A 26,594-nucleotide genomic window follows, 5' to 3' on the forward strand; every position below is an offset into this window, starting at 1 on the left:
TTTGTATTAATACATCGTATTACGTTATATTTTTATAATAAATATGAATGTAGGTGATTATGTGTTAAGCGACAACCTTTGCTTTCTCCTCTAAACTTGCAAGATGCTTTACCATATTGCTTTTACACCAATCCTCACGAGCTAATTTAGGTTCGTGTCCAATCGCTTTAGATAATTCCTCTTTCATTATAGCTTCGACTACATCCACATATTCTTCTGTTGTTGAAATACTATCGTGGATTGTAAATATTGGTGCATCTGGATACTCTTCAGATATACGCTTTGCTATAACATTTATCATTAAGTAACTCTCAATACTCTGTAATAATCTTGGAAGTAAAGTTTTGTCTTTGCTTTTAAGCTGTCTAAACACCTCATACACGTATGGGAACATCTCCTTAAACATTTTCTTTGGTTTTGCATCTTCTTGACCTAAGAATCTATTATCTGTAAATAGCACTTGAAATACTGCTGTTTTAACCTCTTTACGGTTAGCAAATGTTTCACCCAATTCCACACCAAAACGGTGTTCTAAAAACTCATAAAGCGTACCACTCACCACAAGATTTATATACTGACTAAACTCACTACTCATAAGTGCTTTATCAATATCTCCTAACATAATGTAAGAATCAGTATCGTGGATTTTAATATATGATATATTCAATCTATCATCAATCCTACCATCAACCTTATAAATATTCTCATTTATATTATTAAAAGAAGAAAATAGCGACTTTTTGGGCTTATCGAAGGTGATTGATAACTCTTTCGGTGCATTTGGCTCATTTTTTTGCTCAATCCAAAACGAGCGACTCAACAATATGGTACTTAAATATGGTTGACTATTTTTAATATCAATCGAAATTAATTTTTGGCCATCATACGTTACTGCATTTCTGATAACGCTTCGCATATTGGTAAGGTTAGAATGAAAACGATATACATTATCATCGTGCAACAAATAGTATTCTTCACGACTAATTTTTTCTACGCTAATTTTTGCGTGGTTTAATTGTGATATAGGTTCTTTGAATTTTTTACGACTTCGGTCATAATCCTTTAACTGTTCGTTATTGTTTTTTAACTCAAATTCTTGTGCTAAAAATTCATTGACGTAATCAATATCAATTTCTAACTTGTCATTAAACCACTTTGTTAAATAGTCAAGATGCTTAACAGATGCTTCTCTATTGTTTCGTTCTACTTTTAGTTTTCTGTAAAACGTAAAATCTGTTACTGCTGTGGAAGTAATTGCTGTATTGTATTCATCTACTAATCGATACCCTTTGGATTTAAAACCTGGTATATATTGCCCATCAGTCTCAATTATTTTTAAGTCATACAATAGATAATCTATGTACTCCTTATAATTGGATATTTTATCTTGTAAGATTTTAGAGTTTAATGGAACAAAGCCATCAAACATTAAGTCTTTGTTATAAAGAGGTAGCGCATTTATTAAGTGAATAATATAAAGTAGCTTATCTCTTTTGCATCCGTATTTTTTAAAATTCGGTGGATTATCATACATCAATTGGTCGACATCCAAATTCTCTGGTATGTATAATCTCATTATGCACTTTTGTTTTGGATTAAAATTCCGATTACATCATCATACTCATAGTACATCGTTTTACCCATTTTGGTGTAAGGTAATGTTCCGTTGATTCGTAAGTTCTGCAACGTGCCTGCTGAAATATTTAATAGCTCACGTACGTCTGCTGATTTTAACCACTTTTTTTGCTCGTTTTGGCTTCCTAAAATTGTCTTTAGTTCTGTAATGATTTCTTGTTTTAGAGTCTTTAAATCATCCTTTGTAATTACTTCAAATGTCATTCTATATAAAAAATATTAATAGGTATTAACTACCTGATTTCTAACATACAATATACGCCAAAATCACCTTTTTTAAATGAAAAGTTATTGACAGTTATTAACGAAATAGGTGAACTTTTTAACAAGAAACTACCTGTATTACAGGTAGTTTCACGTATAAATCTCTATTTTTAGATTAAATTGTTATTGGGCTATCTTATTGGTGTTTGGTCGAGTATTTTTATCAGCAAACTTTTGTTTCAAAATTGCCATATCATCACTAACTTTTCTATCCAATATTTTGGCATAATGTTGTGTCGTTTTTAGTGATTTATGACCTAACATTTTGCTTACAGATTCCATTGGCACACCATTAGACAATGTTACAGTAGTTGCAAACGTATGACGAGCTAAATGGATGGTTAAGTTTTTATTGATACCACACAAGTCTACTATCTCTTTTAAATAGGCATTAGACTTTTGATTGCTTAATACAGGAAGCAAAACGCCCTTTGTTACTGCTTCTGGATGGTTCTCGTATTTTTTTATAATCTCTAATGCGGTTGGAAGTAGTGGAATGTTACTGCGTGTATCGGTTTTAGTACGCTTTGTCTTTATCCACTTATCGCCATCAATACCAAATACCAAATTGTCTTTTGAGAGCTTCTTAACGTCGCTATATGCTAAACCTGTAAAGCAACAGAATATAAAAATGTCTCTTACTTGCTCTAATCTATTGGTGTGTAATTCTTTTTCGAGCATTGTTTGTATTTCTTCTTCTGAAAGATATTGGCGTTCAACTTCTTTTAAACGCACTTTATAATTTAAAAATGGGTCTTTTTTAATCCAATCGTTTGCTATTGCAATACGTACTATCTTTTTAAAATTCTTGATATACTTAATTGTACTATTATGTCCGCAATTTCTAACGGTTTTTAAATAGAACTCAAAATCTGTAATATACTTGTGGTCTATTCTGTTTACAGGTATATCACTTACATTGTATTGATGTTGCATAAACTCTTGTAGATGTTTACATACGGTTTTATAACGCTCTAAAGTTCCTGCCGAAAACTCTCTACCAACTAATTTTTCAACTTGCTTGTTGTGATTTTTAAAGATGGTTATAAGTGTTCTTTGTTTTTCCTCAACGCCTAAAAACTTATTTTTAAGGGTTTCAGTTGTAACCTCTTTGTTATCTTGAATTAAGTCTCTTTGGCTTTGATATACTTTTGTAGTAAGTGAATCTAAATAGGCATTTAGTTCTCGTATATCTTCTGTTCTTCCAATAGCTTTATTGGCTTCAACGCTCCATTTCTCAATCTCAATGGTACGTTTTGTACTAATCTCTGTACGCTTACCATCAATGGTAATACGTAGGTAAATAGGGCATTTGCCCTGTGCATCTACTTTACTCTTTTTTAAGTAGAATAATAATCCAAATGTTTTGTTCATTCTGGTGACCTTTAATTATACATTAATTTACAAAATATCGAGGTCTTTTAATTGATTTATATTACTGATTTATAAACAGTTATAAACAATTAGGTGACCTAATTAAGGTTTAAAAAAGGTCACCTAATAGGTCACCAACAGAATGGTTTTTAATACATATTTTGATGTTTTGGGTAAAATAAAAAGTCCCATAAACATTGAGTTTACAGGACTTTCGTCGATTTTGAATAAATCTTGGCGGAGAAAGAGGGATTACATATCCCAATAAGGGAATCCTTGACAAGCATAGAAGCCAAATTTCTTTCAGAAATATTTAATTTTTATTTCCACAAACATGAAGTGAACTACAGTTTGTTCCAATAAAAAAACCAAGTGCTATTGCACTTGGCTTCTTTTTGCGGAGAAAGAGGGATTCGAACCCCCGGAGGTGTGACCCTCAACAGTTTTCAAGACTGCCGCATTCGACCACTCTGCCATTTCTCCTTGAGTGCCACATCAAGCTATTTGCTTGAATGCGGGTGCAAATATAGAACCCTTTTTTATTTCTTTCAAATAAAACGTCATTTTTTTCATTTAAATAATGTCTTGGTCTCCATCTCAGTATTTTATCTCTCATAATACCAAAAAAACCACTACAAACCGTATTTTTGCATAAAACAAATGGTAAATGTCAAATACAATTAAGCAGTTACAATGGCGGTATGCTACCAAAAAGTTTGATGGTAGTAAAACGCTTCCAGATCACAAACTTACTATACTTAAACACGCATTTAATTTAACAGCAACCTCTTATGGCCTGCAAACCATTAAGTTGCTCGTTATTAAAGATATAGCGTTAAGAACCAAGCTGGTAGACCATTCATACAAACAAAAACAAGTATTAGACGCCTCGCATTTACTGGTAATTTGCATACAAGATAATATACTAAATGCAGATGTAAACGAGTATTATGATTCTATTAAAACTATACGAGAAACCCCAGATACAGTATTAAAACCGTATCGTGATGGGTTGCTAAGTATGATGGCTAAAATGTCGGTTGCCGAACGTCAACAATGGTCTACAAACCAAGCATACATCGCATTAGGTAATTTAATGACGGTATGTGCCGTAGAAGGTATAGACGCCTGCCCTATGGAAGGTTTTGTCCCTTCAAAATACGACGAAGTATTAGAGCTAGCACCAAAAGGTTTAAAATCAGTACTTTTATTACCAGTAGGTTATAGAGCAGAAGACGATATGTTTTCAGAATTAAAAAAAGTGCGTCAACCTTTAGAAGAAATAGTAATAGAACTGTAAATCATTTGGGCGCCTGCCTACCTGTGGAATCGCAGGCAGGTTACCCACAAGGGGTCGCGCTTTCGGCAGTCGCTCTCTCCTGCGTCGAGGAGCTTCAACAAATGCCTCAATCCCTAACGCGGTTAGGATAAATTAAACTAAAGTTATGCCAGGATTTGAATTATTCGGAGATTTAGAAAGAGAAGAAGTAAATGACGTGTTAGACAATGGCGTGCTTATGCGCTACGGTTTTGATGGTATGCGCAAAGGCCATTGGAAAGCTAAAGCACTTGAAACTGAACTTAAAAACACCTTTCAATCTAAACATGTACAACTCGTATCAAGCGGTACTGCCGCAGTATCTGTAGCCTTAGCTGCAGCAGGCGTAGGAGCGGGAGACGAGGTTATTATGCCAACATTTACTTTTGTAGCCAGTTTTGAGGCTATTATGATGCTTGGTGCTATACCCGTTTTGGTAGATATAGATGATACATTATGTTTAGACCCGCAAGCTGTAGAAAAAGCTATTACACCAAAAACAAAAGCCATAATGGTAGTGCAAATGTGTGGCAGTATGGGCGATATGGATGCTTTACGTAAAGTAGCAAATGCACATAAGGTATTATTGGTAGAAGATGCATGTCAAGCTATTGGAGGCACCTACAAAGGAAAACCCTTAGGCAGTATTGGCGATTTAGGTTGTTTTTCTTTCGATTTTGTAAAAACGATAACTTGTGGAGAGGGTGGTGCTGTTGTTACAAACAACCACACTTATTATACAAACGCCGACCATTTCAGCGATCATGGTCACGATCATGTTGGTAATGATAGGGGTGCAGAAACACATCCGTTTTTAGGCTATAATTTTCGTATTTCAGAGTTGCATGCCGCAGTTGGTTTAGCACAAGTAAAGCGTTTACCTGAATTTTTACAAATTCAAAATAAAAATTTCAATATTATTAGAGATGCTTTATCTCAAATTCCAGAAGTCACCTTTAGAAGAGTTCCAAAGGGCGGTGAGGAAAGTTGTGCCTTTTTAAATTTCTCATTACCAAATTTAGAAATAGCCACTAGAGTATCAAAAGCATTTAAAGAAAACGGTGTAGATGTCTGTTGGAATTATTATAATAATAATTGGCATTATATTAGAAAATGGCATCATCTTAAAGATGTAAAATCCTTGTATCCTATTTCTGAAGAGGTTAAAAAAGAATTGTCTACACTTCATGAGAGAGACTTTTCAAAATCCGATTATCATATTGGTAGAAATATTTCCTGTTTAATAAAACTGTCTTGGACAGAAGATGATGTAAAGGAGCGAGCATTTAAAATGGTAAAAATTATTAAGGAAAATCTATAGTTTTATTACTTTGTCATTTTTGTACATAATGTTTAAAATTATGTAGCCTTTATTCAGGACGGGGTCACATTATTTATTAGCGGTTTTGTGTATCTTAAGTTAGTTTTAGCAACTAATTTAGAAAACAAAAGCGAACGCGATAAAATCCCAAGGAATTTTCCAAATAAGCAACGACCAAAGCAATTAATTATACACGTCTTAAGTTAGCATTTTATTAATAATCTTGAACTAAAACTTCAGTCGGAATATGAAGTGTTGAATTCAATTTCCTTATCATTCCTAAAGTTAGTTTACGTTTTTTGCTTAAGATTTCACTGACTCTACTTTTGAATCCGACGACTTCTGCCAAATCCTTTTGTTTCATTCCCATTTGTTCCATTCGGAATTTGATTGCCTCAATTGGGTCAGGCATTCCGATTGGGAATTTTTCGTTTTCATGTCTGTCAATCAAGATTGATAGGATTTCCAATTCATCTCCCTCGTCCGTTCCTTTTTTTGCATCAAAAATTTCCTCAAGTCTGTCGAGAGCTTTTTGATAGTCTTTTTCGTTTCTTATCGGTGATATTTTCATAATCAGATGTTATTTGCGTCTATTTTATCGTATTCTGCGTGAGTTCCAATGAATCTTATCCAGCATATTTGGTATTCAAAGTTGAATTTTACAATCAACCGATAATTGTTTCCCTTAATGTTATATACAATTCTATTATCATTTAAAATACTTGCGCTTGGATAATCATTTTTTAATTCATTGATATTGTTCCATTCGGATTTTTCTGTTTCTCTGTACCACGACTTTAATTGTTCCTCACAATCAGCGTGTTTTTGCCAAAAATCACGTAAAGTTCTTTTTGCTATTACTCGCACATTATACTTGTTTGTCGCAAATATAATAAAAAGTTACCAAAATGGTAATATTTTATTTTTTTTCAGCTTGTTGCTAACTATGATAAAAACATAACTAATGTTGAATTTTTTAATGGTTTAGGCAAACGTATTTTAAAAGTAGAATCGCCAAAAAAGAGTATAAACGTATCAAAATTAAATAGAGGTATATATTTTGTGAAATTCACTAATAACTTTGGCTATATCATTAAAAAAGTTGTTATTGAATAAATAAGTTGTATCTTAGATAGGATACTAATATATTAAAAAAGAATATCGTATTGGTGGCATTTAATTAGTTGTAACACTACGTTAAAGACAACTACTAATCAACCTAAAAAGGGAATTCTAAATTTATTTTTATGTTCCCTTTTTTAGTAACTTACATATTCCACAATCTCTAACCCATAACCAATCATCCCCACACGTTTTGTTTTTTCACTATTAGAAATTAATTTTAATTTGTGAATATCCAAATCATGAAGAATTTGTGCACCAATACCAAAATCTCTAGTGTCCATATTTATCCTTGGAGCTTTTAAAACTTTATCTTGTTTTTGATTATCCTTTAAAAATGATAATCGGTTTAAAATATTAGTAGCTTGTATCTCCTGGTTAATAAAAATAATAGCGCCTTTTCCATTATTATTTATGGTTTTAAACATGGCGTTTAGCTGTTCATCTATAGCATTTGTTAGTGTGCCAAGTATATCATTATTAATTAAAGTAGAATTAATACGTGTTAAAACAGGTTCATCATTTTTCCATTGCCCTTTAGTAAGTGCTATATGAATTTGATTATTGGTAGTTTGTTTGTATGCACGTAGCCTAAAATTACCAAAACGCGTATGAATTTCAAAGTCTTCCTTTTTCTCGATTAAGGAATCGTGTTGCATTCTATATGCTACTAAATCCTCAATAGATACAATCTTTAAATCAAACTTTTTAGCAACGTCAACTAGTTGCGGTATTCGCGCCATAGTACCATCTTCATTCATAATCTCAACAATAACTCCAGCAGGTTTTAAACCTGCTAGTCTTGCAAAGTCTATGGCAGCCTCAGTGTGTCCAGTACGTCGTAAAACACCACCTTCTTTAGCAACTAAAGGAAAAACATGCCCTGGTCTTGCCAGTTCAAATGGCTTGGTGTTGTTATCAATTAAAGCTTTAATAGTTTTAGATCTATCACCTGCGGAAATACCAGTAGTAACACCTTTACCACGTAAATCTACCGAAACTGTAAAAGCAGTTTCCATAGGGTCGGTATTGTTATTTACCATCATATGTAGTTCCAGATCTTTACACCTATTTTCAGTTAATGGCGCACAAATAAGACCTCTACCATGTGTCGCCATAAAGTTTATCATTTCTGGAGTTACTTTTTCAGCAGCAGCCAAAAAATCACCTTCATTCTCACGGTTTTGATCATCTACTACAATTATTATTTTTCCATTTCTGATGTCTTCTATAGCATCATGAATTGAATTTAATTGAAATTGTAATGTATTTTTACCTGTCATATAATCTTCTACTATCATGCTGCAAAGATATTGCTTATTTTAAATTATCTAAGCAATTTTGTTTCAAGTCTTCCTTAATCTTGAATTTCAAAAAGATAAATATTATAAAGTATAATGGTAATCCAATACTTAACAAAATAACATTTGGTTTACGTTTAGGCGCATTAATATGTTTGTAAAACGAATTGAGATTTAGTAGCGTTTTTATATAGTAGATAACAAATACTATTAACGCAATGATACTAAGCTGAATAGAAGCCAACTCTAACGATGGTAGTTTATTGTTTTTAAAAACGAAGTATAACACGAGTAATACAATACCAATTACATAAAGCGTTATTGCAAATATAGAATGATCTTTATAGTTTTTTGAGATATATTCAGATGTTTTATAGGTATCTGTTTTAAATATATCATTCTCAATTAGAGTATCAGTAGTAATACCTCTAGAGTTGAGTAATTTAACTGCCTCGAATCGTGAAGCTTCAGAGTATTCTAATGTGTCATAATTTTGTATGGCATTATAAAGCTCATCATTTGTAAATGAATGTAGAAATTTAAAACTTTCTTTATCATTTTGCTTAATTTTAAAGAACTTTTTTAAAGGTTCAGTAATACTATCAAAATCGAAAAGCCCTTTATCTGCCGTAGCGCGTCTAGTTAGAAAAATACTTAAAGGCAACATTATTAATGTAGAAAACCAACTTGCCAAAATAGGATTAAAACTCCCGTTTTTTGCACTGTTCATAGCAAAAATACCTATAAAGTGGTATGTTAAAAATAATAATATAGCAATAACCATAGGTAAACCTAAACCACCTTTTCTAATTAAAGCACCAAGTGGTGCACCAACAAAAAATAGTATGATGCACGCAAAGGGTAAAGCTAATTTTTCGTGAAAGGATATAATATGCCTATTAAACCACTTCAACTCTCTTTCTTGAGGTTGTTTCTTGTTTTTTACAAGTTGATCAATACTATTTATGGCGCTTATAGCACTATTTAAAAACTGCGAATTCTTAGTATTGTTGAATAATGCTGTTATTTCTCCTGTATAAACCGAGTCTATCGGTATCACTCTTTGTTTTTGTATAGGTTCTTTAAATTCTATCTCCTGATCATCAATATAGTCCAAATCAGTTTTAGAAATAATAGTTTTAACTGGAGTAATAACATTTGTAATTCCAGATCTTTGAAACATTGTTTCACTAAAATTACTAATATTATTATCATGTTTTACAGCTAATGAATCTATTGTGTAATCGAGCTCTGAAACATTAAGCATGCTGTATTTGTTAGAATAGGATTTATCATCAATATCAACTTTTTTTAAGTTTGATAAATCTATATTCATTGTATAGGTGTCAAAACTACTTTTGGCAAACGGATATTTTTTTCTTTCTTTAAATTTTTTTGGTGTTATGTCTTTATAATAAAAGCCATCATATAACACTAATTTTAAGGTGTTAGAATCTTCTCTACTTATTAATTCACCATTATTAGCAGTAATTATAGTAGCATTTTTTCTTCCGTTAGGCGATTTTTGATGAATTATTACTTTTTCTAAAAACTGTCCTCGGTCACCAGTTTTCTTATCAACCTTTATGTTATAAGGTGTAGATTCTATTTGGTTGAATTGCCCCTCGGCAATAGCCATTGATGGTTTTACTTTAGCCAAATTTTTTCGAAGATTAAAAAAATTATATTCTCCCCAAGGGATAACGCTGTTAGAAAACCAAAATGAAATAAACGCTAATACAACTATAAACACACTTAAACTAGCCATGGCACGTTGCAGGGAAATCCCAGTAGATTTCATAGCTGCAAACTCATAATTTTCAGCAAAATTACCAAAAACCATTATTGATGTAAGTAGAATAGTAAGCGGAAGTACAAGAGGCATTAATTTAGGAAGTCCATAAATGATAAACTTCATAATTGTACTTAAATCTAAATCTTTACCAGCTAATTCTTTAATGTATAGCCATATCATTTGCAAAACAAAAATCAATAACAAAATTGAGAATACGCTTAAAAAAGTTTTAAGGTATGTGGTTAATATGTAGCGGTCTAGTATTTTCACAGAAAGTTATTACCTAGTCAATTTTGTTGATGTAATACTCTTGATATTTATCCGCATCAAATGTAAATAAGGATTTTGATAAAGGTTCGTTAGTTTTGAAAGAATTAACTATTAATGTTGTTTTAGTGCCATTTTTCCCAATTTGAATAAGGTTGTAAATATGCTTTGTAGCAGCATCAACACCTAAAAGAATATAATTTATTTCAGAGTTAGAATCTATAGGTGTAAGTTTTACATACTGAATTTTTCTACCTTGTATATTTTGAACAATATCTAGGGCATAAGTATAGCCATCCTCATAAAACGATAACATTTTACTAGGTGTAATAGCGTCATCATCTTCGGTTTGGGTGGTAATTGTTACCTCTTCGTCTTCAGGACTTATACTGTAAAGTGTAGTACCATCATAAAGTCTCGTAATACCTAGTATATTAAGTTTGTATTTTTCGCCATCTAATACTACATCACCTCTGGTTTCTTGTTTAATATCTTCAACCGTATTTTCTAAAATGTATTTAAAATCTATAGAGATATTATCATAGTTTTTTACTTTTTCTGACACTTCATTTAGTAAGGTTTTCCCTTTGTTTTGTGCAAATGCAGTACTACTAATAAGTATTGCGAATAATAATATGCTTAACTTTTTCATTTTTAATAATTTAATACAAAATTAAATATTTTCATTTTCTAATAACTCATCAAGAGATGTTAAATCTGGAACTAAAACTTGGCGTGCTTTACTACCCTCAAAAGGGCCTACAATTCCAGCAGCTTCTAACTGATCAATTAAGCGTCCTGCTCTGTTATATCCTAATTTTAACTTTCGTTGTAGTAGAGATGCTGAGCCTTGTTGGGCAGTTACCAGCACAATTGCTGCATCTTTAAACAACTTATCCCTATCAGATATATCTATATCAAGACTTGTGCCACTTTCTTCACCTACATACTCAGGTAATAAGTAGGCATCAGGATATGCTTTTTGTGCCCCAATATAATCAGTAATTTTTTCAACTTCTGGGGTGTCTACAAACGCGCATTGTACTCTAATTAAATCGTTGCCTTGTGTATACAACATATCACCACGACCTATTAATTGGTCTGCACCAGAGCCGTCTAAAATGGTTCTTGAATCTATTTTAGAGGTTACTCTAAACGCTATACGTGCAGGAAAATTAGCTTTTATAATACCTGTAATTACGTTTACCGACGGCCGTTGCGTTGCAATAATTAAATGAATACCAATGGCACGTGCTAATTGAGCTAATCGTGCAATGGGAGTTTCTACTTCTTTACCGGCAGTCATAATTAAATCTGCAAACTCATCCACAACCAAAACTATGTATGGTAAAAATTGATGACCGTCGTTTGGATTTAATTTACGCGCTTTAAATTTTTTATTGTATTCTGCAATGTTTCTACAAAATGCATTTTTAAGAAGTTCGTAACGGTTATCCATTTCAATACATAATGAATTTAATGTATTGATAACCTTAGTATTATCTGTAATTATAGCTTCTTCACTATCGGGTAATTTAGCAAGATAGTGGCGTTCTATTTTATTAAAAAGTGTAAGTTCAACCTTTTTAGGATCAACTAATATAAACTTTACTTCAGCCGGGTGCTTTTTGTATAATAACGAGGTTAAAACTGCATTTAAACCAACCGATTTACCTTGACCTGTAGCACCAGCCATAAGTAGATGTGGCATTTTTGCTAAATCTACTACCAAGGTTTCATTACTAATAGTTTTACCAATAGCAATAGGTAATTGCATTTCTGAAGTTTGAAATTTCTTAGAAGCAATTACAGAACGCATAGAAACTATAGTAGAATTTTTATTTGGTACTTCAATACCTATAGTTCCTTTTCCTGGGATAGGTGCAATAATACGAATACCTAAAGCAGACAGTGATAAAGCAATATCATCTTCAAGGTTTTTTATTTTTGAAATACGTATACCTGCTTCAGGTACAATTTCATAAAGTGTTACTGTTGGCCCTATTGTTGCTTTAATGCTAGAAATACCAATTTTATAATTGCTTAAAGTTTCAACAATCCTATTTTTATTTTCTTCTAGTTCTTCTTGATTAATTTTTATGCCTTCAGTATCATATTTCTTTAACAAATCAAGATGCGGGAATTTGTAGTTACCCAATTCTAAGGTAGGATCAAATAGTCCAAAATCTTCAACCAATTTATTGGCTAGATTATCAGTTTCAGAAACTTCTTCTTTTACGGCTTCAACTTTTATTTCTAGCTCTTCTTCAGGTTCAGTTTCAGACACTTTTACCTCCATAGGAGCAACTTCTACAACAGGTGCAGTAGTTTTTATAGGCTTTGGTTTTACGGTTTCTTCAACAGGAATATCAAACGCAGCTTTTATAGCTTCGGCTTCATCCGATAGATTATTGTCAACTACAAAAGTGCCTTCTTTTAAATCAGAAAACTCATTTTTAATATCTTTTTTAGCCGAATAAAATAAGTTTTTGATGCTTTCAAACGTAATTTTAAAACGTAGTGCTAAATAAGTGATTAATCCAAATAACAACACTAAAATAGTTCCAATTTTACCAATATAGTCCTGTAAAAAGCTATTAACTTCAAAACCGATTGTACCGCCTAAAATATCATTTTTTGATGCAAAAAACCCGAGCAGTATTGATAACCAAATCATTATAATGACACCCCAAAACCAATGCTTTCGTAACTTAGATCTTTTAATATCCATTAATACATAAATACCAGATAAAAATACCAAACCAGAGATAATAAAAGCAGATATACCAAAACCGCGTTGTATAAAAAGATCGCTTAACCAAGCTCCAATTTTACTTAACCAATTTTGAGTTTCAACGTCTCTAGAAGCAAAATCGGCAAGTGTGCTTTGGTCTGCTTTACCCGTAAAGAAAAAGGAGATAAAGGAAACACATAGGATGATACCAAAAATTACCAAAAAGCTTCCAAATACAAGCTTTTGTTGACTACTCAACTTAAAGCTTGGTTTTTTCAATTTGGGTTTAGTAGGTTTTTTAGTTTTGGTTCGCTTCGCCATTGTGCGCGTTTAGTTTAAGCAAAAATACAAATTACTAACGTTTATTCTAGGTAGATTATTACTTTAAAATAGCTTGGGTAGATAAATAATAAATCCTATAACGGCAGCACAAATGGCAGCAATAAAAACGGCGCCAGCAGCAACATCTTTTATATAGCCTATTTTTTTATGATATTCTGGGTGAATAAAATTGGCTATTTCTTCAATAGCTGTGTTAGCACCTTCCAGTCCCATTACTAGTGCAATAGCAAGAATTTGGATAAGCCATTCGGTTTTAGATATTTCAAAATAAAATCCAGCTACAGTAACTAAAATAGCAATACATAGCTGGATTTTAATACTAGGTTCCTTAGTAATAAGTAGCATTGCGCCTTTAAAAGCATAACCTACACTTTTAATACGATTTACTAAGAAAGATTCTTTTTTAGGCATCTTGTAAAGCCTCTAGTGCTGCTTTATAATTTGGTTCTTCACCAGTTTCAGAAACTTGTTCTGTATGCAATACTTTTCCTGTAGCGTCAGTAACAACAACAGCACGAGATAATAAACCATCAAATCCGCCGGTTGTAAATGTTACCCCAAAATCTTTACCAAATTGCCCAGTTTTAAAGTCAGAAAGCATTACAACATTTTCTAACCCTTCGGCAGCACAAAATTGATCTTGAGCAAAAGGTAAATCTCTAGAAATACAAAGTACATTGGTATTATCAAGTTCGCTTGCTTCTGTATTAAATTGTCTTACTGATGTAGCGCATACACCAGTGTTAACACTTGGAAAAATATTAAATACTAACTTTTTTCCTTTAAAATCAGATAGTGTTTTAGTAGATAAATCTATTGCTACCAATTGAAAATCTGAAACTTGAGAACCAACTGAAGGTAGTTCTCCAGAAGTTTTTACAGGTGTTCCACCTAATGTGATATTAGCCATTTTATTATTTTTATAATTAGAGCATCTAAATTAAGCATATTTAGAATGTTAAAACACGATTATTAAAAATCTTTACAAAATATTTTTAGTGTAGTAGATTTAGTAATCATATTCAAAAACTATAGCTTTTATAAGTACAATAAGTTTTATCAATTTAAATATAATTTATAAAAATGCGTCAAATTATCGGCGCTATGTTTTAATGTGTAACTTTACTAGCGTTAAAAATAAATTCTAACATATTAAAGCTATAAATTTATGAGTAATAATGATCCACACGGCGAAGCATGGGATATCAATAATTCTGATGCAGGCCAGTGTCCCTTTTTAAGTGGCACACAAAAACAGACTGCTGGGGGCGGAACTAATAATCGCGACTGGTGGCCAAATGAAATTAAGTTAAATATTTTACGTCAACACGGTAAGGGATCAAATCCTTTTGATGCAGATTTTGATTATGCTGAGGCGTTTAAAAGTATAGACTACGCTACTTTAAAACAAGAGGTTATTGATTTAATGACAGATTCTCAAGATTGGTGGCCAGCAGACTATGGACATTACGGACCTTTTATGATACGTATGGCATGGCATAGTGCTGGAACGTACAGAGTTGGAGATGGTAGAGGAGGAGCGTCATCAGGATCACAGCGTTTTGCGCCTTTAAATAGTTGGCCAGATAATGGAAATTTAGATAAAGCACGCTTATTATTATGGCCTATAAAAAAGAAATATGGTAAGAAATTATCATGGTCAGACTTAATGATTTTAGCTGGTAACTGTGCTTTAGAGTCTATGGGTTTTAAAACTTTTGGATTTGCTGGTGGTCGTGAAGATATTTGGGAGCCAGAACAAGATGTGTATTGGGGAAGCGAAACTGGTTGGTTAGATAATGATGAGCGTTATGATACGAGTGATGGTGATTTAGAAGGGCATTTAGGCGCTGTACACATGGGATTAATCTATGTAAATCCTGAAGGTCCAAATGGAGACCCTAACCCTATGAAATCTGCTCATGACATTAGAATTACCTTTGGAAGAATGGCGATGAATGATGAGGAAACTGTAGCTTTAGTAGCCGGTGGTCATACATTTGGTAAAGCACATGGCGCAGCAAATCCTGATGATTATGTTGGTCCTGAACCTCACGGAGCTTCTATTGAAGAAATGAGTACTGGTTGGAAAAACAACTTTAAATCGGGTGTTTTAGATGATACTATTACTAGTGGACTAGAAGGTGCATGGACACCAAACCCAACCCGATGGGATGATGAATATTTTGATGTATTATTAAATTACGATTGGGAATTAACTAAAAGTCCAGCAGGTGCGCACCAATGGACACCAAAAAATGCTGATGCTAAACAAGCGCCAGCTGCTGGTGGAAATGGTACGCAGGCTATAATGATGTCTACTGCAGATATGGCTTTAAAAGTAGATCCTAAGTATTTAGAGATTTCTAAGCGTTTTCATAAAGACCATAAAGCTTTTGAAGATGCCTTTGCTCGTGCTTGGTATAAATTAACACACCGTGATATGGGACCTGTAGACCGTTACTTAGGTCCAGAAGTACCACAAGAGGAATTAATTTGGCAAGACCCAATTCCAAAAGTAAATTACACATTAAGTACTGATGATATTACGCTGTTGAAAAAAATGGTTTTAGCTTCTGGTTTAACCGTTTCTCAAATGGTAACTACAGCGTGGGCATCTGCATCAACATATAGAGATTCAGATAAACGTGGTGGTGCCAATGGTGCACGTATACGTTTAGAACCACAACGTAATTGGGAAGTAAATAACCCAAAAGAATTACAGAAGGTAATACAAGTTCTTGAAGGTATTCAAAAAGATTTTAAAGGTGAAGTGTCTTTGGCAGATGTAATTGTTTTAGCTGGAAACGCTGGAGTAGAAGAGGCTGCAAAAAATGCAGGACATACTGTTGAAGTCCCTTTTTCTCAAGGTAGAGGAGATGCGTCTCAAGAACAAACAGATTTAGAGTCTTTTGGGTATTTAGAGCCATTGGCTGACGGATTTAGAAATTATATTAACGATGATTTAAAAGTTGCTGCAGAAGATTTATTAGTAGATAAGGCTAATTTAATGTCTTTATCTATTCCTGAAACAACAGCTTTAGTTGGTGGATTGCGAGTATTAGGTGCTAATTATGACGGTTCAAACCATGGTGTGTTTACTGATAATGTAGGACACTTAACAAACGATTTCTTTACAAATCTTCTAGACTTTACGTTTACTTGGAGTGCTACATCATCTGATGATAGAATTTTTGAAGGTAAAGATAGAAGAACAGGTATTGTTAAATTTACAGGTACGCGTGCAGATTTAATTTTTGGTTCTAATACAGAACTAAGAGCTATAGCTGAAGTTTACGGCGCAAATGATGGCGAAGAAAAATTTGTTAATGATTTTGTTGCTGCTTGGGCTAAGGTAATGGATGCTGATAGATTTGATTTAAAATAAGTAACTCAATAATTTAATAGGGATAGGTATGTATTATATCTATCCCTTTTTATTACAGAAACATCATGAATGAAATTGATAATTTTTTTAGCATCATAAAAACTGGTTTTGTAGAAACCGTAGAAGCTAAGTTAAAACAACAACCAGAATTAGTTTCAATAAAAGATTCTAGAGGGTTTACGCCATTAATTTTTGCTGCTTATTTTGATAAAAAAGATATAGTTGATGTATTACTAAAGTATAATGCAGACGTTGATGCTACTGATGCCTCTGGAAATACTGCATTGTTAGGTGTTGCTTTTAAGGGTAATCTTGCCATAGCTAAAACATTGATTTCTAAACGTGCAGCTATTAATGCTCAAAATAATTTAGGCTATACGCCATTAATTTTTGCAAGTATGTACAATCAAACTAAGATGGTAGAATTACTTTTAAGCCACAAAGCAGATGCTTCTATTAAAGACAAGGAAGGAAATACTGCTTTACAGTATGCTGAAGAAAAAGCATTTCATGATATTATAAGCTTAATAAAATGATTTTTCTAGTTATGTTTTGTTAAATAATCTCTGTTCGAGATTTCTCATTAAATAGCTAAGTTTAAAATAAAAAAACCACCTCGATTGAGGTGGTTTTTTTATGTATTGTTTATGCATCAATAGCGCCCATAACGCGCCCCATAAAAGAATTTAGAGCTTCTTTTTTTGGTGTGCCATCCTTAGTCATTTTATTAACTTCAATAGCGCCATACATGTTGGATATTAACTCTCCAATAACATCTAATTCTTCATCTTTTAAGGAAGAAACTTCTGTTAAAGCTTCTAAAGTTTCTATAGTTTCAACAACAAAATCTTCGTCGTTTTCTTCAATAAAATTAGTTAAATGTTTAATTACGGGTAACTTCATAAATATCTATTATTATATCATTTTCAGCGATATTTCCGCGAAAGCGAAACTATTAAACTACTTCTGCAACAAGTTCTTTTAAAACATCAAACTTATTGGTCTGTACTTGGTTTACAAAAGCGCCATTTTTAAATGTAGCAAAGGTTGGTAAATTATCTACAGTTGCTAGTGTTCTAGATTCTGGAAATTTTTCAGCATCTGCAATAATAAATGTTACATCTTCTAACTCAGAAGCTAGCTTTTTTACTTTAGGTTTCATAATACGACAGTTACCACACCATGTTGCAGAATATTGTACTACTACAGTTGTATTTCCAGAAACGAGTTCTTGTAAATTATCTTGTTCTAATTCTTGTACCATATTACTTTAATTTTAAAGTTGTTACTAACAAAGTGAATCCATCTTTTTTACGAGGAGATTGCTTCGTTTCACTCGCAATAACTTAGTTTTATTAATTTACGTTTGCTGTTAAATACTCAGCTACTCCTGTTCTGTTGGCACTCATGGCATCTTTTCCATCTTCCCAGTTTGCAGGACAAACTTCTCCTTTTTCTTGCACATGGGTTAAGGCATCAATTAAGCGTAAATATTCATTTACATTTCTACCTAAAGGCATGTTATTAATACTTTCGTGTTGTACAATACCATCTTCGTCTAAAATATAAGTAGCTCTGTAAGTTACATTGTCACCTTCAACAGTTACAATACCAGTTTCTTCATTGAAGGTTTCATTAGTAATGTCTAAAATACCTAAAGTAGATGCTAGATTTCTGTTAGAATCTGCTAAAATTGGATAGGTTACACCTTCAATACCACCATTATCCTTATCTGTACTTAACCACGCAAAATGTACTTCGGGTGTATCACAAGACGCTCCAATAATTATAGTATTACGCTTTTCAAACTCTGCTATGGCAGCTTGAAACGCATGTAATTCTGTTGGACATACAAAGGTAAAATCCTTTGGATACCAAAATAACACGACTTTTTTCTTATTATTTACCGCCTCTTCTAAAACGTTTAATTTAAAAGTATCACCCATATCGTTCATTGCGTCTACGTTTAAATCTGGAAATTTTTTTCCTACAAATGCCATAATTTTTTATTTATTGTTTGATTATTATTTTTAATTTCAGTCAAAATTAATACTAATAAAAACCTGTAGAAATAGAATGTAATTATTAAAGTTTATTGATGAATAGCATTTAAATATCGGCACAAAAAGGAGTGCTAATTTTTGAGGATTATGCAAATAAACATACACAGAATTATAGAGTTGATAAATATCTACAAAACGCTTTAGATTTTTTATTTCGAATTAGAAAGTTGTCTAATTTTTATGTTCAGTGCAGCAAAAAGTAAGGTTGTAAAAGGGCTTAACCAATTAAATATGGCGTATAAAAAGTATTCGCCCACGCCAACTCCCAGAACCCCAGATTGGTATGCACCACAGGTATTCCAAGGGATAAGTACTGATGTAACAGTTCCTGAATCTTCAAGTGTTCTACTTAAATTTTCTAGAGCTAATTTTTTGTCTTCATAAGCTTTTTTAAACATTTTACCAGGGATAACGATAGCTAAATATTGATCGGAAGCTATAGCATTTAAGCCTAAACAACTAATAACCGTACTGGCAAATAAACCAAACACAGATGATGCTACTGAAAGTAATGCTGCTGTAATTTTAGATAGCGCACCAATGCCATCCATAATACCACCAAACACCATCGCACAAATAATAAGTAATATCGTCCAGAGCATACCTTTCATGCCTCCTGAAGAAAATAAATCATTAAGCTTTTCATTAGTAGTTGTAATTTGCGTATCAGTAAAAATTGAGGTTATTACGGCTGATAGTTTTGATGCTCCAAGTTGGTTTAAAACTTCTGCTTGAAATAGAAACGCAAATATGGCTGCAAGAATAACGCCTGTACCTAAAGCAACGAGAGGTTTAGTTTTTAATAAAATTAAGGCGACCACCGTTACAGGAACTAAAAACAACCAAGGTGTAATATTAAATTTGGCAGCAATAGTATTTAATAGGTTACTTACATCTGCACTACCAGAAGTATCTATATTAAAACTTATAATACCAAAAATGATTAGAGTTATTACAATTGTAGGAACGGTAGTAAAAGCCATATAGCTTATATGTGTAAATAAATTTGTACCTGCCATAGCTGGTGCAAGATTGGTAGTATCACTTAATGGCGACATTTTATCACCAAAATAAGCTCCAGAAATTACGGCGCCAGCAATCATACCTGGGTTAATTCCTAAAGCGGTACCTATGCCAACCAAAGCGATACCTACGGTGGCCGATGTTGTCCATGAACTTCCAGTAGCAATAGAAATTACAGCAGCAATAATAACCGAAGCTGGTAAAAATATTGAGGGGTTTAGTACTTGTAATCCATAATACACCATAGCTGGAATAACGCCACTAACTAACCAAGTGCCAGCAAGTGCGCCAACCAAAAAAAGTATCATAATTGGTACAAAAACACTTTTTAAGTTTTCCCAAATTTCTGATAACATTCTAGTAATTGAAACTTTGTTATAAACACCAACTACTGCTGCTATTAAGCCGCCAATTAATAAAATATATTGGTTTGAATATTCTCCCATCATTTCGCCTTCTGCATAAAAGATATTATACGCAAGTAATAACATCAGGATAATTACAGGGATAAGTGCTTCAAAAAAATTAAGTTTAGAGTTTTCAATAATATGCTGATCATTAGCTTTAAACTCAGAGATGTTTTTATCGTCTTTCATAGTCACTTTTTAGTCTCGTAATGTTACGATTTTATTAAAAGTTTTCAAAATGAGTCATGATATTTGATATATCAAGAATTATAATCGAATTTGAAGTAATGAAAGTTATAATTTATGGAAAAATTTATGAATAAGTTCATGTAATAAGTGCAACATGCCTATTTAAAAAGTTAGTAACTTTGCTCACTTAAATGGATTCACTTACTCAAATCGTATTAGGTGCTGCATGCGGAGAAGCTGTACTGGGAAAAAAAATAGGAAACAAAGCCTTACTATTTGGGGCTATTGGTGGTACTATTCCAGATTTAGATGTATTAGTTGGCGGGTGGCTTTATGGTAACGAAATAGATGCCATGTTGTTCCATCGTGGGTTTATGCACTCTATTCTATTTTCAGTTTTTGCTGCTTTTCTATTGGGTTGGCTAACACATAAGCTTTATAATACTGGAAAAAGAAAAGATACTACAACCCATAAAGAGTGGATTTTGCTATTTTTTTGGTCACTATTTACACATCCTATTTTAGACTGTTTTACACCCTATGGCACGCAGCTATTTGCACCTTTTAGTAATTATCGTGTAGCATTTAATAACATTGCCGTAGCAGATCCTGCGTATACCTTGCCGTTTTTAGTGTGTAGTATTGTTTTAATGTGTTTTAAAAGAACATCTCACAAACGTCGTTTATGGTTAAAATTAGGCATAGGGATAAGTTCTGTATACTTACTGTTTACATTAGGTAACAAATTATATGTAGATGCTATTTTTAGAACATCTCTTAAAGAAGCCAAAATTAATGCCCTTAGGTTTAGCACACAACCTGCTATATTAAATAACATATTGTGGTACGCTATTGCAGAAACAGAATCTGCTTATTACGTTACCGATTATTCTTTATTTGATACAAAAAACCGGTTTATAAATTTTAGAGAAATACCCAAACAACGGGATTTAAAACCTTCAGAATATAAAGATATTGAAGCCTTAGCATGGTTTAGTAACCAGTATTACAGTGTGTATAAAATAACTGCTAATGAATATCAATACAACGATTTGCGCTACCCGTTATTAGATTTAGATAACCCAAATACCTCTGTTTTTAGTCTTACTTTATACAAGGAAAACAAACGTTTAAACATGAAACCATTTCAACCTAAATTTGATAGTTTGGGGGAAGTTTTTACATCGCTTTGGCAGCGTATTAAAGGAATTTAATTTTTAATTATAATCTAAAAATGTCACTTCGAGTGATTTCGACTTTTTTTGTCGAAATTGTATCGATAAGCAATATTAGCTATACATAAACCAACAGAGTTATATTATTGAATATCAAACTTTAAACTAGTATTGATAGTTTTTGTCATTAAACTAATAATACACTTTTAAAAAACTAAGGTTCTCAATACAATTTTTCGTGACTCAAAATCACTCGAACAAGATATTGGCAACAAAACTAAACTATAAAACCTCACTTAAATTAAATTTACATTAAGTAATCTTATTAAAATGCATCAAATTTATTTATATTTAAAATTCATCCAGTATGTTTGATATCACCAAAGTTAAACACACCAATAGCATTCGTTTTTAATGACATCCGTAACCTATAAACTCTCAGAATTTTTTATCATTTTTATAGTAGTACCTGTAAGTTTCGCTTTAAACTACAATATATTTATAAAACTAGCCATTGGGTTAATAGGTTTTACCTACATTATTTATGTATTACTTAAAGTAGAACACTTAAAATTTAAGAGAAACAGCAACATACACTGGAAATCATTTTGGAAATCTACCATTATCAAGTTAATAATCATCGCTATTATCACAACGGTTTTTGTTTGGTACACAAATAAGGCAGCTTTATTTTCTGTACTAATTAATAAACCCTTACAATGGTTAGTTTTGTTGTTTATTTATAGCTTATTTTCAGTGTATCCGCAAGAACTTATATATCGTACATTTTTTTTCAAACGTTATTCTAAGTTATTCAATTCTAATGCTTTATTGTTGTTTGTTAATGCCATAGTATTTGCATTAGCACATATTTTTTTTAAAAACACCATAGTTTTAGTGTTAACAGGTTTAGGTGGTATTTTATTTGCGTTAACCTATAAAAACACTAAATCTACACTTTTAGTATCTGTAGAGCATGCGGTGTATGGCTGTTGGTTATTTACTGTTGGTATGGGAGAAATGCTTGGGTTCCCCAATTAAATATTTACATAAAAACTTAGATAATTAAAACTTTTTACTATTTTTAGGCAAGCTATTATTAACCAACACATTTTTAATCATGAAAAATTTAGGACCTATTATCATAGGCGTTATTATCGGTGCATTATTAACGTATTTCTTTTGCCCTAGAGCAGCAGATACAGACGGAATGCCAACAATTGTTGCAGAAGAAAAGCCAGAAGTAAAAGCACCCAAAGACACAATTTCTGTTAAAGAAGCCACACAACTATTTAAAAATTGGCAAAGAAATAATAAAACAGAGATAGACCCATCTGTAGAAGTGGAAGGCTCTAGAAAGAAAACCACCAACGTAGCTTGGTCTTTAAAAGATGTTAGAGCTTATTTAGACTTTGCAGAAGCAAGAGCAGACTCTTTAGGATTTACAATGACAGGTATTAGAGTGTATGAGGCTAACTATGGAAAAAACTCTAATCCAGCATTAAAGAATAGAAATACACTTTTTATTGTACCTACAGGCGGTAAAAAATTATCTAAAGCAAGTGTGGTGAATTTTTCAATTCAACTCGATGGAAATTTACCTATTTCTCCACTGAATAAAGGCGGACATGGAAATGGAGGATTTCCTTGATATTATTAAATGAGTAAATTTTTATTAGATAATTATTATCTGTTTACATATTCATTAGAATTTTTAGCAGCTGTAACCGGTATTTTACTGTATAGTAAATACAAAACTACAGCTGCTAAATATTTTGTTTGGTTTTTGTTTTTTATAGCAATTTCTGACTTACTTAGTTATTACGTTCGATATGTAAGACTAGATGAGTTTTTAGATTTTCTAATTGGTACTAAATTTGAAAGAAATCATTGGTGGGGTACGATATATTGGGCAATTGGTGCTATTATGTTTTTTTCTTTTTATTACAGACAAATATTTAAAACTGATATTTTTAGAAAAGTAATCAAAATTGCTAGTTATAGTTTTTTACTTTTTTCAATTTTACATATAATTAACAATTGGGATGCTTTCTTTAATCAGTTTTTTATTGTTATAGATATACTAGGTGCTCTAATCATATTTCTTTGTACAACCTTTTATTTTTATGAAATCTTGCAGAGTGAAAAAATTTTAGTGTTTTACAGGTCTCTAAGTTTTTATATAAGTGCTGTAATATTTATTTGGTGGCTTATAATTACGCCATTAACGTTTTATGATATTTATTATGAATATGAAATTGGTGTGGGTGTTTACGATAAGGCATTTGTAAATTTAAGACATCTAATTATCTTATTTGCTAATATGTTCATGTATTTAACCTATACTTTTGCTTTAATATGGTGCAAACCGGAGAACGAATTGTAAGCAGCGCTTCAGAGCGCTATATGTTAGTGTATATGATTGCCGTTTTGGTAATTATAACAGCGCTTGTTATTGTGTTTTTTGTGATGTTTCAAAAGCGAAAAAATAAATTGCTTTTAGATAAAATAGAACAACAGCGTGCTTTTGAAGAAGAAATAGTTAAAGCACAAACCGAAGCACAAGAACAAACGTTAAAAAATATTGGTTGGGAGTTGCATGATAATGTAGGGCAACTATTATCGTTTGCTAGCATGCAGTTAAGTATTTTAAAAATGCAAGTTTCTAGTGATGTAAAAGATAAGTTTAAGGATACTACAGAGGCGCTAAGTAATGGATTAAAAGAGGTGCGCGCGTTATCAAAAACACTTAATAATGATGTAATTTTAAATATTGGTTTTGAAAAATCTATTACTAATGAATTGGAACGCTTAAAGCGTATGAAATTCACATCTGCTGAACTTAAAATTACAGGTGATAAAGTAGACTTTAATGATAAAAACCATGAAATAATAGTATTTAGGATACTTCAAGAATTTTTGTCTAATTCTGTAAAATACTCAAAAGCTAAAAATTTAAATATTATTTTAGAATACACACCCAAAACCATTATTATTACTGCTAAAGATGATGGTAAAGGCTTTAATATGGACAAGGTAGTAAAAGGTTCTGGTTTAATTAATATGAAAAGTAGAGCAGAACTTATAGGTGCAAATTTAGAGCTTACATCTCAACCCAATAAAGGTGTTGTATTGGTTTTACAGTATCCTTTAAGTTAAAGTATTACGCTTTAGGTATTCTTATTTATGAAAAAATATACCTAAATGTCAATTCGAGTGATTTTTGAAGCACGAAAAATTGTATCGAGAACCCAATAAAATGCTTAAACTTTAATCGAAAAGAATTCCTCGACGCTCTGCGTCGGGGGTTTCCGTTGAAATTGTCATCCCGAACTTGTTTCGGGATCTAAATAACATAATTTCGGTTTTCTGACCAAAAAGTCAAAAATTAAACAAGCGAAATACCACTATGACTCTGCCTCGAGGATAGTTCGTTTCAAGAAATTATTTTATTTTTTCAGCTAAACTAATTATCCTAAGTATTTAAAAACGTTTCGTAACAGCGTCATTTTGCCCTTGTATGGCGCATATCTAAAGGAAGGGTCTAACCAAGTGCCACGTTTCATTATTGCTTTGTCGTGCGAAAAAGTATCAAATCCGTGTTTACCATGGTATTTACCCATACCACTAGCACCAACACCACCAAAGGGAAGTTTGGGGTTTCCAAAATGCACCAATGTATCATTAACAACACCGCCGCCAAAATTAAATTTAAGAATCAATGATTTAGTAAATGTTTTGTCTTTTGAAAATATGTAAAATGAAAGCGGTTTGTTTAAGCTGTAAATAATATCCTCAATATCTTTTTCAGAATCGTAAGTTAGAATAGGAAGTATGGGCCCAAAAATCTCTTCTGTCATAAGTGCACTATCTAATTTGGGATTATCTACTAGAGTAGGTGCCACATAATGTTCATTACTATCAACATTACCACCAAATAAAAGTGTTTCGTTAGCCAGTAAACGTTTTAGACGTTCAGTATTTTTTCTATTAACTATTCTAGGAAAATCTGCAGTGTTTTTTGGGGTATTTCCATATTGTTTCTCTATCTCTTTGATAAGGCATTGTATCAATTCATTTTTAATACCCGATGAAACAATAATATAATCAGGAGCAATACAAGTTTGCCCACCATTAAATAATTTCCCCCAAATTAATCGTCGGGCCACCAATTTTAAGTTATTGCTATCATCAATAATACATGGCGATTTTCCACCCAGTTCTAAAGTTACAGGCGTTAAGTGTTGTGCAGCAGCTTTAGCTACAATTTTACCAACGCGTGTACTGCCTGTAAAAAATATATAATCCCAATGTTGTGCTAGTAGTTTTGTAGAGGTTTCCACACCACCTTCAACAGAACAACATATATCATTTGTAAATACTTTTTGAATAATTTCAGTAATTATATTAGAGGTATTTTGAGTGAGTTCACTAGGTTTAAGTACAACTGTATTACCTGCTGCAATAGCCATAATTAGTGGTTCTAATGCTAAAAGAAACGGATAATTCCAAGGTGCAATAATTAAAACTGTACCATAGGGTGCTTTATAAATATAATCTTTAGACGGGAATGTTAATAGGGAAGCGGTAACACGTTTGGGCTTTGTCCACTTTCTAAGGTTTTTAATCGCTAAGTTCAGTTCTGAAATAACCAATGCAAATTCACTCATATACGCTTCAAACGCCGATTTTTTAAAATCACTATGTAAAGCCTCTAGAATAGCTGGTTCTTGGTTTATAATTTCGGCTTTTAACGCCTTTAATAACGATAATCTAAAGCTAATAGCTTTAGTTTTCTGACTTTTAAAGCAACTATTTTGAGCTTTTAGTATTTCTGGAATGGACTGCAAAGGGTTTTTCTGTTAAAGATACAGTA

The 26,594-nt window shown here is 32.3% G+C and carries 26 protein-coding genes and 1 tRNA gene; 10 read left to right on the forward strand and 17 right to left on the reverse strand.

The annotated features are described in order from the left end of the window. Window positions 1–64 precede the first annotated feature (64 nt). From ACKGJY_RS01040 to ACKGJY_RS01055, 4 genes are all read right to left on the reverse strand, one after another. Window positions 65–1,576: a hypothetical protein gene (locus tag ACKGJY_RS01040; protein ID WP_413971988.1), complete on the reverse strand. Its 1,512-nt coding sequence runs from the start codon at window positions 1,574–1,576 to the stop codon at window positions 65–67. Beyond that, window positions 1,576–1,839 carry a helix-turn-helix domain-containing protein gene (locus ACKGJY_RS01045; RefSeq protein WP_073087194.1) on the reverse strand — a complete coding sequence of 88 codons (264 nt, stop codon included), beginning with the start codon at window positions 1,837–1,839 and terminating at the stop codon, window positions 1,576–1,578. Before ACKGJY_RS01045 ends, ACKGJY_RS01040 begins: the two co-directional genes overlap by 1 nt. A 183-nt stretch (window positions 1,840–2,022) precedes the next feature. Then, entirely contained in the window at window positions 2,023–3,273 is a 1,251-nt protein-coding gene (locus tag ACKGJY_RS01050; protein WP_413971989.1) for a site-specific integrase, read from the reverse strand. A 398-nt stretch (window positions 3,274–3,671) separates the two neighbouring features. Continuing rightward, window positions 3,672–3,756, reverse strand: a tRNA-Ser gene (locus ACKGJY_RS01055). Between the two features lie 184 nt (window positions 3,757–3,940). Between ACKGJY_RS01055 and ACKGJY_RS01060 the strand changes: the two genes are divergently transcribed. Both ACKGJY_RS01060 and ACKGJY_RS01065 read left to right on the forward strand, forming a co-directional pair. Next, window positions 3,941–4,573 carry an NAD(P)H-dependent oxidoreductase gene (locus ACKGJY_RS01060; protein WP_413971990.1) on the forward strand — a complete coding sequence of 211 codons (633 nt, stop codon included), beginning with the start codon at window positions 3,941–3,943 and terminating at the stop codon, window positions 4,571–4,573. 145 nt (window positions 4,574–4,718) lie between these two features. Beyond that, window positions 4,719–5,912 (forward strand): DegT/DnrJ/EryC1/StrS family aminotransferase, encoded by a 1,194-nt coding sequence (locus ACKGJY_RS01065; protein WP_413971991.1) that lies wholly within the window; start codon window positions 4,719–4,721, stop codon window positions 5,910–5,912. A 214-nt stretch (window positions 5,913–6,126) separates the two neighbouring features. On the opposite strand, the gene ACKGJY_RS01070 is transcribed toward ACKGJY_RS01065, so the two are convergent. Continuing rightward, window positions 6,127–6,483 (reverse strand): helix-turn-helix domain-containing protein, encoded by a 357-nt coding sequence (locus ACKGJY_RS01070; protein WP_413971992.1) that lies wholly within the window; start codon window positions 6,481–6,483, stop codon window positions 6,127–6,129. A gap of 2 nt (window positions 6,484–6,485) precedes the next feature. Beyond that, window positions 6,486–6,779, reverse strand: coding sequence for a type II toxin-antitoxin system HigB family toxin (locus tag ACKGJY_RS01075; protein WP_413971993.1), 294 nt, complete (start codon window positions 6,777–6,779; stop codon window positions 6,486–6,488). Window positions 6,780–6,833: 54 nt separating this feature from the next. Between ACKGJY_RS01075 and ACKGJY_RS01080 the strand changes: the two genes are divergently transcribed. Next, window positions 6,834–7,028 (forward strand): T9SS type A sorting domain-containing protein, encoded by a 195-nt coding sequence (locus tag ACKGJY_RS01080; RefSeq protein ID WP_413972456.1) that lies wholly within the window; start codon window positions 6,834–6,836, stop codon window positions 7,026–7,028. Window positions 7,029–7,171: 143 nt separating this feature from the next. Here the strand turns inward: ACKGJY_RS01080 and ribB are convergent, their stop codons facing one another. The 6 genes from ribB to tpx all read right to left on the reverse strand — a co-directional run bounded on the left by ribB (window position 7,172) and on the right by tpx (window position 14,383). Next, window positions 7,172–8,335, reverse strand: coding sequence for a 3,4-dihydroxy-2-butanone-4-phosphate synthase (gene ribB, locus ACKGJY_RS01085; protein ID WP_413971994.1), 1,164 nt, complete (start codon window positions 8,333–8,335; stop codon window positions 7,172–7,174). Between the two features lie 16 nt (window positions 8,336–8,351). Further along, complete coding sequence (locus ACKGJY_RS01090; RefSeq protein ID WP_413971995.1) at window positions 8,352–10,400, reverse strand: LptF/LptG family permease; 2,049 nt, start codon at window positions 10,398–10,400, stop codon at window positions 8,352–8,354. 13 nt (window positions 10,401–10,413) lie between these two features. Continuing rightward, on the reverse strand, window positions 10,414–11,049 hold the full coding sequence (locus ACKGJY_RS01095) for a LolA family protein (protein ID WP_413971996.1): 636 nt from the start codon (window positions 11,047–11,049) through the stop codon (window positions 10,414–10,416). A gap of 21 nt (window positions 11,050–11,070) precedes the next feature. Beyond that, complete coding sequence (locus ACKGJY_RS01100; protein ID WP_413971997.1) at window positions 11,071–13,452, reverse strand: DNA translocase FtsK; 2,382 nt, start codon at window positions 13,450–13,452, stop codon at window positions 11,071–11,073. Window positions 13,453–13,515: 63 nt separating this feature from the next. Then, window positions 13,516–13,884, reverse strand: a complete 369-nt coding sequence (locus tag ACKGJY_RS01105; protein ID WP_413971998.1) for a diacylglycerol kinase family protein — start codon at window positions 13,882–13,884, stop codon at window positions 13,516–13,518. Then, a complete protein-coding gene (gene tpx, locus ACKGJY_RS01110; protein ID WP_413971999.1) occupies window positions 13,877–14,383 on the reverse strand; it encodes a thiol peroxidase in 507 nt (168 codons plus the stop codon). Before tpx ends, ACKGJY_RS01105 begins: the two co-directional genes overlap by 8 nt. A 258-nt stretch (window positions 14,384–14,641) precedes the next feature. On the opposite strand from tpx, the gene katG reads away from it, so the two are divergent. Next, window positions 14,642–16,861 carry a catalase/peroxidase HPI gene (katG, locus tag ACKGJY_RS01115; protein WP_413972000.1) on the forward strand — a complete coding sequence of 740 codons (2,220 nt, stop codon included), beginning with the start codon at window positions 14,642–14,644 and terminating at the stop codon, window positions 16,859–16,861. Between the two features lie 65 nt (window positions 16,862–16,926). Beyond that, window positions 16,927–17,397 (forward strand): ankyrin repeat domain-containing protein, encoded by a 471-nt coding sequence (locus ACKGJY_RS01120; protein ID WP_413972001.1) that lies wholly within the window; start codon window positions 16,927–16,929, stop codon window positions 17,395–17,397. 109 nt (window positions 17,398–17,506) lie between these two features. Here the strand turns inward: ACKGJY_RS01120 and ACKGJY_RS01125 are convergent, their stop codons facing one another. The 4 genes from ACKGJY_RS01125 to nhaC form a co-directional block, all read right to left on the reverse strand. Continuing rightward, on the reverse strand, window positions 17,507–17,764 hold the full coding sequence (locus ACKGJY_RS01125; RefSeq protein ID WP_413972002.1) for a DUF6952 family protein: 258 nt from the start codon (window positions 17,762–17,764) through the stop codon (window positions 17,507–17,509). 52 nt (window positions 17,765–17,816) lie between these two features. Continuing rightward, complete coding sequence (locus tag ACKGJY_RS01130) at window positions 17,817–18,125, reverse strand: thioredoxin family protein (protein WP_413972003.1); 309 nt, start codon at window positions 18,123–18,125, stop codon at window positions 17,817–17,819. A 91-nt stretch (window positions 18,126–18,216) separates the two neighbouring features. Beyond that, complete coding sequence (locus ACKGJY_RS01135) at window positions 18,217–18,861, reverse strand: peroxiredoxin (protein ID WP_413972004.1); 645 nt, start codon at window positions 18,859–18,861, stop codon at window positions 18,217–18,219. Window positions 18,862–19,073: 212 nt separating this feature from the next. Next, complete coding sequence (nhaC, locus tag ACKGJY_RS01140; RefSeq protein ID WP_413972005.1) at window positions 19,074–20,543, reverse strand: Na+/H+ antiporter NhaC; 1,470 nt, start codon at window positions 20,541–20,543, stop codon at window positions 19,074–19,076. A gap of 191 nt (window positions 20,544–20,734) precedes the next feature. Here nhaC and ACKGJY_RS01145 point away from each other — a divergent pair, with 191 nt between their 5' ends. From ACKGJY_RS01145 to ACKGJY_RS01165, 5 genes are all read left to right on the forward strand, one after another. Next, window positions 20,735–21,757 (forward strand): metal-dependent hydrolase, encoded by a 1,023-nt coding sequence (locus ACKGJY_RS01145; protein WP_413972006.1) that lies wholly within the window; start codon window positions 20,735–20,737, stop codon window positions 21,755–21,757. 375 nt (window positions 21,758–22,132) lie between these two features. Next, window positions 22,133–22,759 carry a CPBP family intramembrane glutamic endopeptidase gene (locus ACKGJY_RS01150; protein WP_413972007.1) on the forward strand — a complete coding sequence of 209 codons (627 nt, stop codon included), beginning with the start codon at window positions 22,133–22,135 and terminating at the stop codon, window positions 22,757–22,759. Window positions 22,760–22,838: 79 nt separating this feature from the next. Then, entirely contained in the window at window positions 22,839–23,369 is a 531-nt protein-coding gene (locus tag ACKGJY_RS01155; protein ID WP_413972008.1) for a hypothetical protein, read from the forward strand. 9 nt (window positions 23,370–23,378) lie between these two features. Further along, window positions 23,379–24,104: a hypothetical protein gene (locus ACKGJY_RS01160; RefSeq protein ID WP_413972009.1), complete on the forward strand. Its 726-nt coding sequence runs from the start codon at window positions 23,379–23,381 to the stop codon at window positions 24,102–24,104. Next, window positions 24,077–24,877, forward strand: a complete 801-nt coding sequence (locus ACKGJY_RS01165; RefSeq protein WP_413972010.1) for a sensor histidine kinase — start codon at window positions 24,077–24,079, stop codon at window positions 24,875–24,877. Before ACKGJY_RS01160 ends, ACKGJY_RS01165 begins: the two co-directional genes overlap by 28 nt. 311 nt (window positions 24,878–25,188) lie before the next feature. Here ACKGJY_RS01165 and ACKGJY_RS01170 read toward each other — a convergent pair whose 3' ends face one another. Continuing rightward, window positions 25,189–26,568, reverse strand: coding sequence for an aldehyde dehydrogenase (locus tag ACKGJY_RS01170; protein ID WP_413972011.1), 1,380 nt, complete (start codon window positions 26,566–26,568; stop codon window positions 25,189–25,191). Window positions 26,569–26,594 lie beyond the last annotated feature (26 nt).

It is taken from the genome of Hyunsoonleella sp. 2307UL5-6 (assembly GCF_047345485.1).
GTDB lineage: Bacteria > Bacteroidota > Bacteroidia > Flavobacteriales > Flavobacteriaceae > Jejuia.